Below are 17,309 nucleotides of genomic sequence, written 5' to 3'. Positions count from 1 at the left end.
GCAGAAGACTTTTGGGGGAGGTCTTTCACCCAACAGACATCCCCCGGTCGCCTGCCTCGGGTTACACTCTTGGCGCGCGTCAGATGCAGGGGAAAGGCTCGGCCCAGATGGTTGGCATGGACGGACCGCAGACAGGACAAGGCACCGAAGCCGAACTATCAGCCGGATTTTCCGGTCTGTTCACAGCGCGGATACCGGACCTGATCGACCGGTACCGAGCCCGCCTCGCCGAACTCGGCAGCCCGCTCGTTTCCGACCCGGGTGTCTGGGCGGAATGCAGCCTGCAGGCCCAGCGGATTTTCGACTGCTGCGCCCGCAGCATCATCGTCGGAAAAACCGTGGTCACCCCGATCGATGAAACCTTCGAGGTGGGCGGCAACCGCGTCCGCCAGGGTATGCACATCGCCCATTCGATCCGGGCCGGCGGCATCCTCTGGGACCTCGGGTTGAGCGTGCTGGCCGACTGCGCGGTGAAGTCCGGTGCGCCGCAGCAGGATCTGATCGTCGCCGTGCGAGCACTGCAGCAGGGCATCGCGATGCGGCTGGAATTCGGGTCCGAGGGCTACGACGCCTTCCTGCTGAAGCGGGTGCGTGAGGCGCATGAGCAGAGCAATCGACAGCTGGCCCGAGACATCCACGACCATATCGGCAACTCGGTGAGCCTGGCCCTGCGTCAGCTCGAGCTCTTCGAGATCGAGACGGAGCGCGACGGCGGCGATCCCGCGAATCCCCATGTGCAGCAGGCGAAGGACGCGATCCTGGAAACGGTCAGCCGCAGCCGTGATCTGGTCAGCGACCTGCGCCGCGCCGAGGTCGCCGGATCGCTGGAGGTCGCGCTGCGCGGGTTCGCGGCATCCCTGGAACCCTCTGCGGCGCAGCTGGATGTGACGGTGTGCGGGGATCAGGAGGTGATTCCCGTCGACGTGGTCGAGGAATTGTTCGTCATGACGCGCGAATGCCTGCGCAATGTCTACGCCCACGCGGGGGCGGCCACGGTGGCCGTACGGATGGATTTCGACCCGCACCGTGTGCGGGTCGAAATCATTGATGACGGTAAGGGTTTCGATGTGGCGGCGGTCCGGGCCGCCGGGCACGGCAACGGGCTGTTCATCCTGACGGAGCGTTCCGATCTGGTCGGCGGCACTGTCGATATCGACTCCGCCCCCGGTCGGGGCACCCATGTCAGCATCACCATCCCCGTCGCCAGGAGAGTTTGAATCTAATGCGCGACAACATCATTCGCATTCTCGTCGCGGACGACCACACCCTGCTGCGCGAGGCGCTGTGCGATGTGCTGGCGGCCGAGCCCGATCTCGATGTGGTGGCTCAGGCCGGCACCGGGACCACCGCCATCCAGCTGGCCGGGCGGCATCGCCCGGATGTGGTGCTGCTGGATCTGGAGATGCCCGAGAGCGATCCGCCGCAGACGGTGACCCGGCTGCTGGCCCAGGATCCGGACCTGCGGATCATCGTGCTGAGCATGCACGATGCCCAGCAGACGGTGTATCAGCTGCTGGGGTTGGGGGTGTGCGGTTATCTGCACAAGGGCGCCGGACGGCACACGCTGGTGTCGGCGATCCGGCAGTCGGTCGTGGACGACGGGCCGCGCACGGTCACCATGTCGGTATCGCCGCGCAGTCTGCAGGCGCAGGCCGAGCCGGTGGCGGAGACCGGGCTGCTGTCGGTCCGCGAGCGTGAGGTGATGGGCCTGGTGGCCGAGGCGCTCAGCAATCGGCAGATCGCGATCGAACTGGGCGTCACCGAGGCCACCGTGAAGCGGCACCTGCGCAATATCTTCGGCAAGCTCGAGGCGGTCTCGCGCATCGATGCGGTCAACCGGGCGCGGGCGCTGTCCCTGATTCCCGATAAACGGTCCGGATCACCCGAGGCCACCCGCGCCTGGTGAGCGATATACCGGGTGCCGCGCGACCATGTGGTGCCCGGTGTGCTCCCGCGCCTCCTGCGATACCAGGAATTCCACGATCGAGGCGGTCTCGCTCTCGACCGCGACGCAGCAGTCCCGCCGGCCGTGGGCGCCACAGGTTTCGGCCACCACCGTATTCACCTGGATGCCCTGTGGCGCGAGTTCGTGCGCGAGGGTCTCGGTCAAGGCGTGTAGGGCCTTGTCCGTCACCACATCGACCGGTCGGCGGGCGGAGATATCGGCGTGGGTCACATTGATGATCCGGCCGTTCCCGGTGCCGGCCAGATACCGCTGGGCCGCGCGGGTGATCAGCAAGGGCGCCCGCAGCCGATCATGCAGCACCGCTTCCCAATCCGGGACGTCGCCCGAATGTCCGCCGTGCCCGGGGAACGGTGCGTTGACCACGACGGTGGGCCGGCCGAGCGCTTCGGCGGCCCGGATCACGGTGGCCTCGGCCTCGTGGATGTAGCGGACGTCCGCGGAGCGGGTCCACGACTGGGCCCGGTCGGCGGTGGTCAGGCCGTCCTCGACCCAGGCTGCCCGCAGATCGACCGAGGCGATGACGAAACCACATGCCGCCAGCCGGCGCACCACGGCGATGCCGAGCGCGCTGCCGGCGCCGGTCACTATGGCGACCGGGTATCGATTTTCCCCCATGGCATGCCCCCTTTCGTGAATTCTGACTGATCGGTTCCCGCGATTCGTGCCGGTTGGCACACCCCCGCTGGGATTGATCCTAGAAGTTCGGCGCGGCGTCATGGTGAAATCCTGGCGAGGATGCTCCTAAAGGAGTATTCCGATACTTCTTTACGTGTATCGGTGTACCCCTTTATTGTAGGTGGAGTAATCCTTCGTGCAATGTCAATAAAATACCGACACGATTAGCGTTGGCATCATGCAGATTGGTACCTCAGCACTCAACCTGCCTGGTAGAGTTGCTTTATCGGAAGTCGCCGGCTACCCCAAGTATTTCTTGCAGGAAGCCCGCATCTCGGTCCAGATAATCTTTTTGATCCGCCTGTGCACCGCGGCCATCCTGAGCGGGGCGGCCTACCTGGGGCCGCGCATGTGGGAACTGGCGCTGGCGTGGGTATTGGCCACCCTCGCCATCTACGTCTACAACGGCATCGCCGACGTGACCGAGGACCGGGCCAACGGCTCGACCCGCCCGATCAGCCGCGGCGCGCTGCCGGTCCGGGTGGCCTCGATCGGGGTCGTCGGGACCGGCGGGCTGGCGCTGGGCATCGACGCGCTCATCGACCCGGCCGGGCCGCTGCCCTGGCTGATGCTGGCCTATCTATTCCTGGGCTACGCCTATTCCGGAGCCCCGTTCTACGCCAAAACCCGTGGTAGCTCAGCCGTTCTCGTGGTCCTGGGCCTGGGCGTACTGACCTATGCCGACGGCTGGGAAGCCGGTGGGGGGCACAGTCTGCTGCCGGTGCTGCTCGGCGTCACCATGTCGCTGTGGATGGGCGGGGTCGGGGCACTGGTCAAGGACCTGTCCGACGCGGCCGGCGACGCGGCCGCCGGACGCCGTACCCCGGTGATCGTCTACGGCGAGCTCGGAGTGCGGGTCCTGGCGTCCGGCAATGCCGTCCTCATCGCGAGCGGTTATCTGGTGGTCGTCGTCCTGTTCGGCGTCACGGTGCTGCTGCCGTCGGCGATCGCGCTGCTGGCCGGGGCGGTGGCGGTGGCGGTGCTCGCCGCCACCACCCGCCGCGCCACCACCCGGGCCGGGCGGCGGCTCCCGTATCGGGCCTTCATGGTCGCCCAATATGCCGCGCACATCGCGGTGATCGGTGCGGTCATGGTCGCGCACGCGCCTTGATTCTCGAACGCGCCTTGATTCTTGAACGCGCATTGATTCTTGATACGAATTACCGACTCGAGGAGAGTTCGTGAAAATCCAGAATATTTCCGGTCACTATCCACTGCATTTGCGTCCGTCGTGCTCGCCGCACGAATGCCCCAGCTGGGATCTGCTGGTAGCGGCCGGATCGGAATGGTCGCAAGGCAATGCCACCTCCGCATTGTCGCTGGCGGCGGCAGCGGCGGCAGCGACCTGCGAATTCGGCGGGGAGCTGTGCTCGACCCTGGCGGGAATGCAATTCGCGCAGATGCTGATCAATGTTCGGCGGCTCGGCGAGGCCCGGCAGGCGGTGCGCCACACGGCCGCCATGGCCGCGGATCCGCGGGTCGCCGGGATCGCCGCCCTGTTGAACTCCCGGATCGCCTTGACCGTCGGTGACGTCGCCGAGGCGATCGACCTGTGCTCCACCGGGCTGGCCGTCGTGGACGAACTCCGCCTCTCCCCGTGGAAGCCGATCGGGAACATCATCTGCGCCACCAACGCACTGCGCTCCGGCGATGTCGCCACGATGGTCCACCACGCGAATCAACTCAAGGAAGACGTGCTGTTCGGCCGCGACATGTTCGCCTGGAACTCGCCGGCCTGGCTGATCGTGCGCATCGCGGAAGCCGAACAGGGCCGTGACGCGGCCGTGCCACTGGCCCGGGAATTGCTGGAGTCCGAAACCGCCACCCGCCGCCTGCTGCTGGCCGAGCCCACCTCGGTGTCGTTCCTGGTCCGGATGATGCTGGACGTGCACGAGCGCGATATCGCCGCGCCCGCCGTCGCGCACGCGACCGCCCTCGCCGCGGAGAATCCGGATATCCCGGTGCTCGCCGCCGGCGCGCTGCACGCCCGCGGGCTCCTCGAAAACGACGTCGACCTGCTGCGACAGGCCGCCGAGGGCTACGGTGACGCCTGGGCTCGGGCTTCGGTCGCCGAAGACATCGCCACGGTGCTGGCCGCCCAGGGACAGCCGACCCGGCAGATCTGCGATCAGTACGAGACCGCGATGCGCACCTATGCCGCCGCGGGCGCGCTGTACGACTCCTCGCGGGTGCGCAGCAAGCTCCGCGGCTACAACCGGTCCATGGCGACCGCCCGCTTCTGGCCGAGCAGTCGCATCCCGGGGCTGACCGATACCGAGTACACGGTCGCCAAGCTGGTTTCCGAGGGTCTCACCAATGCCGAGGTGGCCGGCCAGATGTACCTGTCGCGGCATACCGTGGCCTTCCATCTCCGCAAGATCTTCCAGAAGGTCGGGGCCAAGTCCCGGCTGGAACTCGCGCTCATGTGGAACGATCTGGCCGAGCGTGGCCATGCCCCGTTCGGCCGGGTGCCGGCTGGCCGGGCGAGTGCGTGAGCATGCGCATCGACCGTCCCGGAAACGTCATCACGCCGGACCATCGGCCCGGCGTGATGACGCGGAAAGTGCGGGTGGTCGACCGTCAGCCGAGCCGGCGGCCGCTGATCGGCATTGCCGGGAAACTGCCGGGCTGTACCTTGCCGGTCAAAGTGTCACCGGTAACCGTCACGGTGAATGTCAGCTGGATGGGCATCGGCTTGGTCACCTTGAGGTCCCAGGTGGCATTCTTGCCCACGACTTTGCCGTCCAGAATATCCGGCTCCGGTTCGTCGGTGCCTTTCAATGCGCCGACGAGTTCCGAATCATTCGACTTCAGCGAAAAGAAGAGCTTTTGTTTTCCTGCTGGGCTCTGCATCTCGATTTCCCAGCTACCGTCGATAGCCATAGGTGTACCTTTCCGTTGTCGAACTCGTTCGAGTTTGCTGTCGCGGTCCAGCATCCAGGTGGGATCGGTTGCGGCGCAACCCCTATCGGCCCTTAAAAGAGCTTGATCCCTGCACCCGCTGTTACGGGTTCGGGGGCTTTCCGTTATTCACGGCCGAATGGTTGTGGAATAGGGGGATGTGCCGATAGATTCGCAACGAGTGTCAAGTGAGGAGTCAGCATGAAGCGGCAGTGGGTGGATGCCCCGGAATACAACAAGGACCTCGTTTCCAGGTTCTACGATTTGGTATTCAATGAGCAGCGCGTTGGGGAAGCCGCATCCGAGTTCATGACCACGGATTGCCTGGAGCACGACCCGATTTGCGGCGACGGCTCGTCCGGATTCCTGATCTCGCTGGGCGAACTGCTCGGGAAGTACCCGAACCAGTGGTCGAACGTCCTGCGCGTTCTCGCCGAAGGCGACACCGTCTTCCTGCACTCCCACATGGAGCTCGGTGACGGCCAGCCGCACCTGGCGGTCGCGGAGTTCTTCCGCATCGACGCGGGCATGATCGATGAGCACTGGGACAATGTGGAGTTCCTGCCCGGGCAGGTGAGGAACAACGGCCGAATATTCGGCGGCCCCCGGGTCCCGCTCCCCGTCGCCGTGCCGGATATCCAGCGCAACAAACAGATCGTCACCGACTTCCTGACCGCCCTCTTCACCGGCCCGGTCGAAGAGCTACCAGCACTGGTGGACAAGAACTGTCGCCCCGACTTCGTCCAACACGGTTCGTCGTACGGCGACGGTGTCGCCGCCTACGCCTCGGGCATGACGACGATCCGAGAACAGCTCGAGGTCGACAGCCGAGGCGCTTTCAAGATCGCCCGCATCATCGGTGACGGCAATTTCGTCGTGGCCCACACCTTCACCCCCTACGCCGAAAACGAGGCCGAGGACCACTCAGGCCGCGGCACCGTCAACATCTTCCACCTCGACGACCAGGGCCGGATCGGCCACCACTGGGAGACGGTCCAACTGCACCCGAGAGTGACCAAGAGCGGAAACAGCGTATGGGACAACGGCCGCTGACTCCGCAGATCGGGCGCGGCGTAACCCGGCGCCCGATTCCGACCGGACCCGCCGTCAGCGAACGCAGACGGCGCTGGCCTCGGAGGACATACCACCCGTCAGCATGCAGATGATCCCGCCAAGCAGATTGGTGGTGTCATTGGCCCCGGAGTTGCTGCCGCCCGCGGGTCCGCCGCCGTTGGTGGGTGCGGCGTGAGTGGTGTACGGCTCGACCGGGATTGCGTTCGCGGTGGGCATCGAGGCCAGCAGTGCGCCCGCCGCGATGGCGGACACCCCGAGAACGGTACGAATTGCCTTGGATCCGAACATGAAATACCTCTGCTTCTTTTGCGGTGATAGGACAGGCCGGGCCAAAAGCGCGGAGCCGACCCGGGATCGATCGTGGCATCGCCGCGAAGAGAGCCGATCATCCGAAGGTAAGCCCACAATCACTTTCCGATAATCCAGCTCGGGAGCAGATGCAGACTTGCCCGGGCCCGGACGGGGGCGAGGATGGGATCAGGGGGACTCGGAAGCCTCGGGGGCGGGGGAGAACGCGGCGCGAAAAGGTTTCCTGCGCTATGCGATTCGGTCGATAGACCTCATCGGCGGTGGTATCTGTTGTGGGTGCAGCGATTCGAGAACGTCGACCTCGGCTATGAGGTGAGCGTGCGCATCAGCGATGGCGACACCACGGTGCCGGTGGTCTTCGTCAACGCTCTCGGCACTGCACAAGACCAGTGGGATCAGGTCCTGCCCAGGTTGTATATCCACAACACCGTCACTTACGACCGCGCCGGTATCGGCCGTAGTGGACCGCTGCCGTCGAATCTGGCCGATCAGCCCCGCACGTTCGGGGCATTGGCCGATGAACTGCGCGGGATACTCGACCGGCTCGAGATCAGCTCGCCAGTTGTCGTGGTCGGACATTCGTTCGGCGCACTGATCGCGATGATGTTCGCCGCAAACCATCGCACCCACGCGGCCGGGCTGGTCCTGGTGGATTGCACCACCATGGATCACCTGACAGACGGCCACTGGCCGCTTCGCGAAGGCGACGGCAACAATCCCGGATCCTCGATTCTGGATATCCAGGGATCAATCGCCGAACTGGATGCCGCACAGTGGCCACCTGTCCCCTCGGCGGTCCTGGCGAGCGCACCGGGGCGATGGACGCGTCTCGCGCCTGCTGATGCCGCCGAGTACGCGCCGCTGACCCTCGAGGAACTCGATCACCGATGGCAGGACGGGCAACGGCTACTTGCGGGCAAGCTGAACGCGCTGCTGGTCGTCGCAGACTGGGCCGGACACCACGTTGCGTCCGACCAGCCTGAGCTGGTCGCGGCTTGTATCAGCGCAGTGATCGCTGCCGCGAAAGATCATCGGCCGGTCACGATCCCTCCTGCTCAATTGCGATACGCGGGCGGATCCTGCGCGGCAGTCGAGTGGAGAAATCCCTAGGTTCAGGAGGGCTTCGCAGGCTATCGGTTCAGGGTGTAGAGCGGTGGGTGGAAATTGGCCGGTCGTTGCTGTGCGAGCAGTTCGCGCAGTGCCGCGGTGGCGGCTGGATCGACCGCGTATACCAGTTCGGCGACTCGGCGTACGGTGAGCGCATCGATGCCGCGGCTGCGGGCATCTGCGGCGTAGACGTCGATGGCGTGCACGGAATCCTGTGTCGGCGTTCGAACTTCGCCTCGGTCACGTTCGGCTCTATGTCGTTCGATGTCGAGTTCGCTTCGGCCGCTGCGGCGATCCCGCAGCAGTTGTTCCACTTGCTCGAAGGTGGTTGTGGCCGCGAGCGGTGCCGCCAGCGACGAATCGGCGAGGGTTCGAGCATTCACCTCATAAATCAGCGGCGCACCATCGGTGAGTGCGATGAGCGCGTTTCGCTGGGTCTCGACCACGCCGCGCCACCCGGCTGCTGCGGCGGCGAGTAGTGCGTTGGCTTCCGAGGGATGCCACGACCAGATGTCGGCGAAAGGTGCGACAGCTTCCGGTGTCAGTCCGCCGGTTTCACGCGCCTGCAGTTGGTCGAGCCGAGCGTGGAGCTCGGGAGGCGAAAGTTCGCCGTCCAGAGCGATTCCCGCCACCAGTACACGTGTGTCGATTCCTGATTGCAGGGCTGCGGCGAGGGCGAGCGAATCGGCAAGTGGTGTGCGCAACCCTGGTTCGTGGCCTTCGGCCAGAATGTCACCGCCGACATCGACGACGATCACCTCGTCCGCGCCGGACACTTTCACGGCGCGAATGATCAACTCGGCCAAGCCGGTCGCGCCTGCGCTTGCCTCCAGTAACAGCAATGGCAGGCCGATACTGCCAGCGAGGGGCGGCAGCGTGGACTGACCGCTGCGCAACCTGGAAGTTGTCGTGACCTGTGCGACGCCGCCGTAGTCGCCGAGTCCGTCGAAGTCCGCGCGCTCGCGCGGCCCAGCCGCCGGGTCGGTCATGAACCTGTCCCAGGACCAACTCATGATCGCCCTGATACCGAGCTCGGGCATCGCGGATGCGAGGACAGCGGCGGTCACCGCATCGCCGCCCCCACCGGCAGCTATCGCTATCGCCGTCGCCATCGTCGTGATGCCACTGCGGAAACTCTCGGGGAGTATGCATTTCGTTGGCTAAGACCCAACGGAATGCATACTACTGCGTGGTTGACCGCTTCCGCGTCAACTCGGAGAGACCGGTGCACGGCGCAGACTTGCCCGGCCTAGACGGAGGTCCGGGCCGGGCAAGGGTTGCAGCGGGTGGTTGGGTCAGCGCACCCCGGCAGTGGTGCGGGACTCGGTTGCCTGCTGCTGGCGTAGGACCGAATGGTTTCGGCTGTAGGTGAAGTAGATGATCATGCCGAGGGCCATCCAGATTACGAAGCGGAGCCAGGTTTCGATGGAGAGGTTGAGCATGAGCCAGAGGCAGGAGAGGGCTGCCAGGATCGGGATCAGGGGGACTAGGGGGACTCGGAAGCCTCGGGGGAGGTCGGGGCGGGATCGGCGGAGGAGGGGGACGCCGATGGCTACCAGGACGAAGGCTACGAGGGTGCCTATGTTGACCATTTCTTCGAGGGTGCCGAAGTCTACGAAGCCCGCCAGGAAGGCGCAGACGACGCCGACGATTACGGTCAGGCGGACGGGGGTGCCCTTGGGGCCGGTGTGGGCGAGGCTGCGGGGGAGGAGGCCGTCTCGGGCCATGGCGAAGAGGACTCGGGTTTGGCCTAGGAACATGACCATGACGACGGTGGAGAGGCCTGCGATGGCGCCGATGGAGATGATGTTTTTGACCCAGGTTGCGCCGTGGAGGGCGAAAGCTGTTGCGAGGGTGGCGTGTTCGCCTTGGAGGTCTTTGTAGGAGACCATGCCGGTGAGGATCAGGGAGACGGCTACATAGAGCACCGTGACGATGGCCAACGAGCCGAAGAGGCCTCGGGGGACGTCGCGTTGGGGGTTGCGGGTTTCTTCGGCGGTGGTGGCCACTACGTCGAAGCCGACGAAGGCGAAGAAGACGAGGCTGGCGGCGGAGAGGAGGCCGAACCAGCCGAAGGTGGTGCCGCCGGAGCCGGTGAGGAAGGCGAACAGGGACTGGCGGAGGCCGTCGGCGTGTTCGGAGGGCTCGGAGGGTGGGATGTAGGGGGTGAGGTTGGAGGCCTTGAAGTAGGTTGCGCCTACCACCAGGACCAGGGCGATGACGGCCAGTTTGATGGCTACCGCTACGGCGGAGACGCGGGAGGACAGTTTGGTGCCGGTGGCCAGCAGGGTGCCGACGATCGCGATGATAAGGACTGCGCCCCAGTCGAAGTGGAGTGAACCCGCTTGGATGACGGTGGAGTGCGCGCCGAGGATTTCGCCGAGGTACTGCGACCAGCCCTTGGCCACCACGGAGACGGCGAGCGCGAATTCCAGAATCAGATCCCAGCCGATGATCCAGGCGATGACCTCACCGAAGGTGGCGTACGCGTAGGTGTACGCGCTGCCCGCCACCGGCACCGTCGAGGCGAATTCGGCGTAGCACAGGGCCGTCAGCCCGCACGCGATCGCCGCGAAGACGAACGCGAGCGAGACCGCCGGTCCGGCCACCGTGCCCGCGGTGCGTGCGGTGAGCGTGAAAATGCCCGCGCCGATGACCACGGCGACACCGAAGATCGTCAGATCCCTGGCGGTAAGGTCCTTGCGTAGCTTGGAATCCGGGTCGTCGGTATCCCGAATCGACTGTTCAACTGATTTGGTGCGGAACATTCCGCTCGCGATCGCCACTGATGTCTCCTCCTTGAAACTTCGGTGCCGCGGTCAGATCGACCGCGGGATGGCATCGAGCCGGCGCTCGGCGAACCGATTGGCGGCCGCGCCGGTGCCGATTCCTTCGGCCTTGGCGGCCGTGATGATGTCGCGGCAGCGGTCGAAGATGCCGTGCACATCGGCCTCGACCTCGGCGGGAGCCGCGGAACGCAGCTCACCGGCGACCTGGATCAGGCCGCCCGCATTGGCGACGAAGTCGGGCACCCAGGTGATGCCGCGCTCGGTGAGCGCCTGCTCCACAAAGGGATTCGCCAGCTGGTTATTGGCCGCGCCGCAGATGAGCTTGGCCTCGATGACCTCGGCGGTCGCGGCGGTCAGGGTGCCGCCGAGCGCGCAGGGCGCGTACACGTCGACCGGGGCGGTGGCCACCGAGCTCAGCACGCGCACACCCGGGTTCGCCTTCGAAAGGCTCTGCAGCGCGGCATCGTTCACGTCGGTCACGCACACCTCCGCGCCATCGGCGAGCAGCAGTGCGGTGAGTTCCCGGCCCACCTTGCCGACGCCCTCGACACCGACCGTGCGATTCGCGAGCGACGCTGTGCCCCATACGGATTCGGCACCGGCGCGCATGGCATTGAAGACGCCGAGCGCGGTCAGCCGGGCACTGTCGCCGGAGCCGCCCGCCGCGATGCTGCGGCCCATCACGTGCCGGGTGTGCTTGCCGATCACGTCCAGGTCATCGGTATTGGTGCCGACATCGCCCGCGGTGATGTAGCGCCCGCCCAGGGTTTCGACGAACCGCGCGTAGGCGGCCAGCAGCTCCTCGGTCTTGGCCACGGCCGGGTCGCCGATGATGACGGCCTTGCCGCCGCCCAGGTCGACGCCGGAAGCCGCTGCCTTGTAGGTCATTCCCCAGGACAGCCGCAGCGCGTCCTGCAGGGCCGCGGCCTCATCGGCGTACGGGTAGAACCGCGTACCGCCGAGCGCCGGTCCCAACGTCGTCGAGTGGATCGCGATAATGGCCTTCAGGCCGGACTTTTCGTCCTCGCAGAACATCACCTGTTCGTGAGCTCGGGCGCTCAGCTCGTGCGAGCGACCGAAAACTCCTGCATCGGTGTGCATTGCGGTCACGATCGATTCCTTTCCTGGACGCCGCGGTTCGACACGGCGGGGGTGGGTTGCCGCGTTGTCACGGCAGGGTTGAGCGGCCGCGTTGTGGGCGGCGTGGTACTGCCGTTGTGCGGCAGGAGTATTCGAATATCAGGGGGATCTAGTCGATGCCGAGCTCGCGCAGCCCCGCCCAGTAGAGCTCGACATTGCCGAGCTTGACGTCCTCGTAGCCGCGGACCACATCGGGCAGTCCGGCCGCCTTGGTCGCGGTCTCGTAGTTGTCCATGGTCAGCGCGACCGCGAAGTGCCGCACCATATCGGTGTAGTGGGACAGCAACTCCCGCTCCACCTTCCGGACATGGGCGTAACCGAACGGGTCCAGCTTGGTCCCGCGCAGCACCTTGGCCTTGGCGAGAACCTTCAGCGCCACATGCGATTTCGGCCCGAGCCCGATCTTCTTCTGCCGCCCGAGGGCGCGCAGGACCGGCGGGTGCAGCTTGTAGGTGAGCCGCTCACCGCCGGGCACCTGCGCCTCGACCTGCGCCAGGAAGGCCGGATCCACCAGCAGGCGAGCCACTTCGTACTCGTCCTTGTAGGCGGTGAACTTGTGCAGTCCGCGCGCCACGGCGGCACTGAAGTCGGTCCGATCGGTGACCGTGCGCTCCGAAGCCCACACCAGCTGGACGGTGTCGATGTAGCGCCGGGCCACCTTCGCGTTCTGGTACTGCACCAGTTCGGCGGCACGCAGCTCAACCAGTCGCCGGACCTCACCGTCGAAGGTGGTGTCCGCCAACAACTCCGCCGGAACGACCACCGGTGCGGCCTTCGCCCGTGCCGGTTCCACGGCGGCCGCGAACGCGACCGGATCCGACACCGCGACCCGGCCCCAGCGGAAGGCCGCGATATTCGCCGCGACCGCAACGCCATTGATTCCGATGGCCTCTTCGATCGCCGCCGCGGGCAGCCGCAGCCCGCCGGTCTGGAAGGCCGCGCCGACCATCAGGAAGTTGGCGGCGGCGGTATTGCCGAACAGCTTCTCGGCCGCGTCCAGCGCATCGAACTGGCTGATGAACCGGGACACCCCGGTCAGCCGATCCAGCAGCAGCGACGTGTCCGGGTACGGAATCGCCTTGTTGTACACCATGTCTCCGGTCGGCGTCTGGCTGGTCGACGCGACCGCGACGGTCCGGGCCGGATCGCCGTACTGCAGATTCTTGGGGTCGGCGGCACCCAGCAGATCGATGGCCAGAATGCAGTCGGCGCTACCCGGGGTGAGCCGGTTGGACGGCTCCAGCGCGGTCGTCGAGAACCGCAGATGCGACAGCACCGGACCGGCCTTCTGGCTCAACCCGATCTGGTCCAGGCTCTCCACCTCGTACCCGGCCCGCAGCGCGGCCGTGGCCAGCACCTGATTGACCGTCACGATGCCCGTGCCGCCGATACCGGCGATCAGCACATTCTGCGTGCCCACCGGTGCGTCCAGCCCCGGATCGGTCACGGCGGGCGGCTCGGCGGCCTTGCGGCGGGAAGCCTTGCGCCCCTTCTTGTCCGGCACCACCTCGACCGTCACGAACGACGGGCAGTCGCCATCCAGGCAGCTGTAGTCGGTATTGCACGAGGTCTGATCGATGCGCGTCTTGCGCCCGAACTCGGTGTCGACCGGCTGCACGGACAGGCAATTCGACTTGGTGCCGCAATCGCCGCAGCCCTCGCACACGGCCTCATTGATCACCACGCGGGTATTGCGCACCGGCAGCGTGCCGCGCTTACGCTGCCGCCGGGCATCGGCCGCGCAGTGCTGGTCGTAGATCAGCACCGTGACGCCCTTGACCTCACGCAACAGCCGCTGCGCCTCGTCGAGCCGATCCCGATGCCACAGCAATGTGCCTGCGGCCAGCGCCTTGCGATTGTGCCGCTTGGGTTCATCCGCGCAGATGATGATCTGCTTGACGCCCTCGGTGGCGAGCTTATGGGTCAACTGCGCGACCGTGATGCCGCCCTCGACATCCTGCGCGCCGGTCATGGCGACGACTTCATTCCACAACAGCTTGTAGGTGATATTCACCCCGGCGGCGATACAGGCCTGCACGGCCAGCTGCCCGGAGTGGAAAAACGTTCCGTCGCCAATGTTCTGGAACAGGTGCGGCACATCGGTGAACGGAGCCTGCCCGATCCACTGGCTGCCCTCACCGCCCATCTGGGTCAGGCCGGTCACCGCGCTGTCGCTGCGTCCGGACATGGTGACCAGGGTGTGGCAGCCGATACCGCCGCCACCGATGGAGCCTTCGGGAATCGCGGTGGAGCGATTGTGCGGGCATCCGCTACAGAAGTACGGCGTCCGCTTGGCGGAGAGCACCTCCAACGAAAGCGGCGGCGGCGCAGCTCTTTTCAGCTCGACTCGATCGCGCAGCACCCGGCGCAGCGGCCCCAGCAGGCGACCGGCGGTGAGCTCGCCGTCGAACGGCATGAGCGTCGCGCCACGCTCGTCCTGCTTGCCCAGAATCCGGGGCGCGTCGGCTGTGCCGTAAAGGATTTCGCGGATCTGGGTCTCGATGAACGCGGTCTTGTCCTCCACCACGATGACCTGTTCGAGCCCCCGCGCGAATTCGGTGACCTGTTGTGTCCCCACGGGATACGGCATGCCGATGCGCAGCAGGCGAATTCCCGCGCGATGCATGGCCGCCTCGTCCACGCCGAGGTCGAGCAGGGCCTGGCGGACCGCGTCGAAGGTGGTGCCGGTGGCCGCGATACCGATCTTGGCGTCGGCCGGATTCACCTCGATCACGTCGAGATCGTTCGCCGCGCCGTAGGCCCGGACGATGGCCCAGCGCGGCCCGTACAGGTCCGCCTCGGCGAGCACACTGTCCGTCGGAGCGGCCATCGGCCGCTGCCGGTAGACGAAAGTCTTTCCGTCCCACTGCACTTCGGGCACCGTGATGGGCCGGTCGGCGACCGAGCCGTCGACCGTCCACGCCCCGTCCGCGACATCGGCGACGATCTTCATGGCCACCACGCAGCCCGAGGCCCGCGAGAGCGCCACGCCCTGCATGCCCATGGTGATGATCTCTTCGGCATTGCGCGGGAACAGCACCGGCACACCCATGGCCGCCAGGGACCGCTCGCTCACCGCGGGCACCGTGGAGGATTTCGAGGCCGGATCGTCGCCGACCAGCAGCAGCACTCCGCCGCGCGGATTGACCCCGTACATATTGGCGTGCCGGATGGCGTCGGTCGCCCGATCCACGCCGGGCCCCTTGCCGTACCAGACGCCGACCACACCGTCGTGGGTCGCGCGCCCGGCCGGGAGATCGGCCTGGCTGCCCCATACCGAGGTGGCGGCGAGTTCCTCATTGAAGCCGGGAACGAAGGTGATGTCGTGTTCGGTCAGCACATTCGGCATGCCGAGCAGCATCTTGTCCACGCCGCCGAGCGGGCTGCCCTGATAGCCGGACACGAAGGTGGCGACCCGGCGACCGGCACGAATATCGCGCACATGCTGTTCGACCAGCAGCCGGGCAATGGCCTGCACGCCGGTCAGGAGGACCGGCCCCGCACCCGAGCGGTAGCGGTTGGCGAGATCATAGGGCGCGGTCGTCTCGGACTGCTGTAGCGAGGACGGGCACGCAACGCTGGTCATGATCTGTCACCACACTTCCCACAGCCCAGATCGTGAGCTGCGAACGAAGGTATTTGCAATCGGTGCAGCGAAATTTGCCGTGAATGGGTGATCTATGTCAACTGGCGGGCGAAAAGTTGATCAATCTGCTCAAAAGTGATCTGGAGCACTGTGACCTGCGCATCATTCTGCTCGAGATCAGCGAGGCCGGTGTCACATCAGGCCGGTCCGGGATGCTTCGTCAGATGTTCGACCAAGGGGAGACAGCGATACTCGATCGGAGTCGCCAGGGCCAGCATGGTCTCGGTGTGCTTGACGCCCGGGATGGCGTGCACGTTCTGGATGATCTCCAGCAGATCCTGCTGGGACTGCGCCGCGATCCGGACCAGTAGATCGGAGCGCCCGGTCGTCGCGTGCACCTCGAGCACATTCGGGAATCCGCGCAGATCCTCGACGATCGAGTTCATCTTGTTCTGGTCGAGTTCGACGCCGAGCAGTGCGTGCACGGCGAATCCGAGCGCCTGCAGATCGACCGCGGGTGGGTATCCGCGCACGGCTCCCGAGGATTCGAGTCGTTTCATCCTGGCCTGCACCGTATTCCGGGCGATCCCCAGCCGCTGTGCCAGTTCGAGGATCGGCGCGCGCGGGTCGGCTGCCAATTCGGCCAGGAGTGCGGCGTCGAGTGCATCGATCTTGATGGGCATGACGAATTCTCCCACAAGGCATTCGGCCTGCCGGGGAGCTTGGGGGGCCTGCCCGGTTCGGCGCTGGCCGGATAACGCCCGGGCTGGTCTGTTCGATGTTCATTCGAAGATCGAACTCGGAGGGGTCAAATGAGAGCCAAGTCGGCGATGCTGGTTTCTTTGGTGGCGGGTACCGCGATCGCGGTCGCGGGATGCGGTACGACCTCGGGGACGGCCGCACCGGCCGATGCCGTCGCGCAGCAGAGGCCCGCCGCTCCGGAGGGGAGCGGGCACGGCCTGTGCTTCGATCTGAATTCCGGTCTCGCCCAATCGGGGCTGGCGCGTTTGGGCGCAGCCCCGATCGGCACCTGGTCGATTGGCCTGGCCAGCGATGACCCGATCTCCTCGGGCTGCGATGGTGTGCTGTCCTGGATGACCGTGGACACGGACACCAACCACCCGTACACCCACGTGCTGTTCTTCACCAACGGCACCTACCTGGGCACCGCGACCTACGAGCCATACATGTACACGCAGGTGACCGGCAAAACCCGCAACACCGTCTCGGTGAAGTACAGCTGGATCAAGGACAGCGACCCACTCTGCTGCCCTTCGGGTGGCCCGAGCGTGGTGACCTACACCCTGAACGGGACCACCGTGCAGGCGAACGGCCAGTTCCCGCCGCACAACTGACTATTCGACCCGATCTAGAGCTGTGCGCCGGGGGTGACGTCGATGATGCCCTGGTAGATGCTCGGGCGGGCCTTGACGTTGAGGGTGAGGAGTTTTTGGGCGCTGGCTTGCCATTCGGGGCGGGCCAGGGCTTCCTCGAGTTGGACGCCGCTTTCCCAGGCGGCGACATTGACGTAGCGAAGTTCGGCGTCGTCTATGAGGGATTCATGGAGGCGGGCCCGGACGAAACCGGGTTGGGCGGCCATGATTTGGGCGTTCTCCTTCCAGAGTTGGAGGAACTCCTCGGATTCCTCGAGGGGGACGGTGAAGGCGTTGATCATGGTGATGGGGGTGAGAATGGGTGTGGCGGTGCGGGTTTCGGGGATTTCTGGCATGAGTGTTCTCCTGTTGAGGTGGTGGGGGATGGG

Annotated in this window: 16 protein-coding genes; 7 read left to right on the top strand and 9 right to left on the bottom strand. The window is 65.9% G+C overall.

The window, feature by feature from the left end:
• The first annotated feature begins 116 nt into the window (after positions 1-116).
• Together AB0N05_RS25435 and AB0N05_RS25430 are read left to right on the top strand one after the other, a co-directional pair.
• Complete coding sequence (locus AB0N05_RS25435) at positions 117-1,217, top strand: ATP-binding protein (RefSeq protein ID WP_364698339.1); 1,101 nt, start codon at positions 117-119, stop codon at positions 1,215-1,217.
• Positions 1,218-1,222: 5 nt separating this feature from the next.
• Entirely contained in the window at positions 1,223-1,906 is a 684-nt protein-coding gene (locus tag AB0N05_RS25430) for a response regulator transcription factor (protein WP_364698338.1), read from the top strand.
• On the opposite strand, the gene AB0N05_RS25425 is transcribed toward AB0N05_RS25430, so the two are convergent.
• On the bottom strand, positions 1,880-2,581 hold the full coding sequence (locus AB0N05_RS25425; RefSeq protein WP_364698337.1) for an SDR family oxidoreductase: 702 nt from the start codon (positions 2,579-2,581) through the stop codon (positions 1,880-1,882). The genes AB0N05_RS25430 and AB0N05_RS25425 overlap by 27 nt on opposite strands.
• Before the next feature lie 238 nt (positions 2,582-2,819).
• On the opposite strand from AB0N05_RS25425, the gene AB0N05_RS25420 reads away from it, so the two are divergent.
• Positions 2,820-3,752, top strand: coding sequence for a UbiA family prenyltransferase (locus tag AB0N05_RS25420; RefSeq protein ID WP_364698336.1), 933 nt, complete (start codon positions 2,820-2,822; stop codon positions 3,750-3,752).
• Positions 3,753-3,822: 70 nt separating this feature from the next.
• Positions 3,823-5,136, top strand: a complete 1,314-nt coding sequence (locus AB0N05_RS25415) for a helix-turn-helix transcriptional regulator (protein ID WP_364698335.1) — start codon at positions 3,823-3,825, stop codon at positions 5,134-5,136.
• A gap of 85 nt (positions 5,137-5,221) precedes the next feature.
• On the opposite strand, the gene AB0N05_RS25410 is transcribed toward AB0N05_RS25415, so the two are convergent.
• Positions 5,222-5,524, bottom strand: a complete 303-nt coding sequence (locus tag AB0N05_RS25410) for a hypothetical protein (RefSeq protein WP_364698334.1) — start codon at positions 5,522-5,524, stop codon at positions 5,222-5,224.
• A gap of 219 nt (positions 5,525-5,743) precedes the next feature.
• Between AB0N05_RS25410 and AB0N05_RS25405 the strand changes: the two genes are divergently transcribed.
• A complete protein-coding gene (locus AB0N05_RS25405; protein WP_364698333.1) occupies positions 5,744-6,595 on the top strand; it encodes a nuclear transport factor 2 family protein in 852 nt (283 codons plus the stop codon).
• A 54-nt stretch (positions 6,596-6,649) separates the two neighbouring features.
• Here AB0N05_RS25405 and AB0N05_RS25400 read toward each other — a convergent pair whose 3' ends face one another.
• Positions 6,650-6,868 (bottom strand): hypothetical protein, encoded by a 219-nt coding sequence (locus tag AB0N05_RS25400; RefSeq protein WP_364698332.1) that lies wholly within the window; start codon positions 6,866-6,868, stop codon positions 6,650-6,652.
• A gap of 333 nt (positions 6,869-7,201) precedes the next feature.
• Here AB0N05_RS25400 and AB0N05_RS25395 point away from each other — a divergent pair, with 333 nt between their 5' ends.
• Positions 7,202-8,035 carry an alpha/beta hydrolase gene (locus AB0N05_RS25395; protein ID WP_364698331.1) on the top strand — a complete coding sequence of 278 codons (834 nt, stop codon included), beginning with the start codon at positions 7,202-7,204 and terminating at the stop codon, positions 8,033-8,035.
• A gap of 20 nt (positions 8,036-8,055) precedes the next feature.
• Here the strand turns inward: AB0N05_RS25395 and AB0N05_RS25390 are convergent, their stop codons facing one another.
• The 5 genes from AB0N05_RS25390 to AB0N05_RS25370 form a co-directional block, all read right to left on the bottom strand.
• On the bottom strand, positions 8,056-9,144 hold the full coding sequence (locus AB0N05_RS25390) for a DUF1152 domain-containing protein (RefSeq protein WP_364698330.1): 1,089 nt from the start codon (positions 9,142-9,144) through the stop codon (positions 8,056-8,058).
• A gap of 183 nt (positions 9,145-9,327) precedes the next feature.
• On the bottom strand, positions 9,328-10,800 hold the full coding sequence (locus AB0N05_RS25385; RefSeq protein ID WP_364698410.1) for an amino acid permease: 1,473 nt from the start codon (positions 10,798-10,800) through the stop codon (positions 9,328-9,330).
• Between the two features lie 51 nt (positions 10,801-10,851).
• Positions 10,852-11,922, bottom strand: a complete 1,071-nt coding sequence (locus tag AB0N05_RS25380; RefSeq protein WP_364698409.1) for a Glu/Leu/Phe/Val dehydrogenase dimerization domain-containing protein — start codon at positions 11,920-11,922, stop codon at positions 10,852-10,854.
• Between the two features lie 148 nt (positions 11,923-12,070).
• On the bottom strand, positions 12,071-15,547 hold the full coding sequence (locus AB0N05_RS25375) for an indolepyruvate ferredoxin oxidoreductase family protein (protein ID WP_364698329.1): 3,477 nt from the start codon (positions 15,545-15,547) through the stop codon (positions 12,071-12,073).
• Positions 15,548-15,744: 197 nt separating this feature from the next.
• Positions 15,745-16,230: an Lrp/AsnC family transcriptional regulator gene (locus AB0N05_RS25370; RefSeq protein WP_364698328.1), complete on the bottom strand. Its 486-nt coding sequence runs from the start codon at positions 16,228-16,230 to the stop codon at positions 15,745-15,747.
• 129 nt (positions 16,231-16,359) lie between these two features.
• Here AB0N05_RS25370 and AB0N05_RS25365 point away from each other — a divergent pair, with 129 nt between their 5' ends.
• On the top strand, positions 16,360-16,902 hold the full coding sequence (locus tag AB0N05_RS25365; protein ID WP_364698327.1) for an LppP/LprE family lipoprotein: 543 nt from the start codon (positions 16,360-16,362) through the stop codon (positions 16,900-16,902).
• 14 nt (positions 16,903-16,916) lie between these two features.
• On the opposite strand, the gene AB0N05_RS25360 is transcribed toward AB0N05_RS25365, so the two are convergent.
• On the bottom strand, positions 16,917-17,276 hold the full coding sequence (locus tag AB0N05_RS25360; RefSeq protein WP_364698326.1) for an antibiotic biosynthesis monooxygenase family protein: 360 nt from the start codon (positions 17,274-17,276) through the stop codon (positions 16,917-16,919).
• Positions 17,277-17,309: the final 33 nt, after the last annotated feature.

The organism is Nocardia sp. NPDC051030 (assembly GCF_040683015.1).
Classification (GTDB): Bacteria; Actinomycetota; Actinomycetes; order Mycobacteriales; family Mycobacteriaceae; genus Nocardia.
Note: the sequence above shows the minus strand (reverse complement) of the source record. Positions and strands in the feature narration are given on the sequence as shown.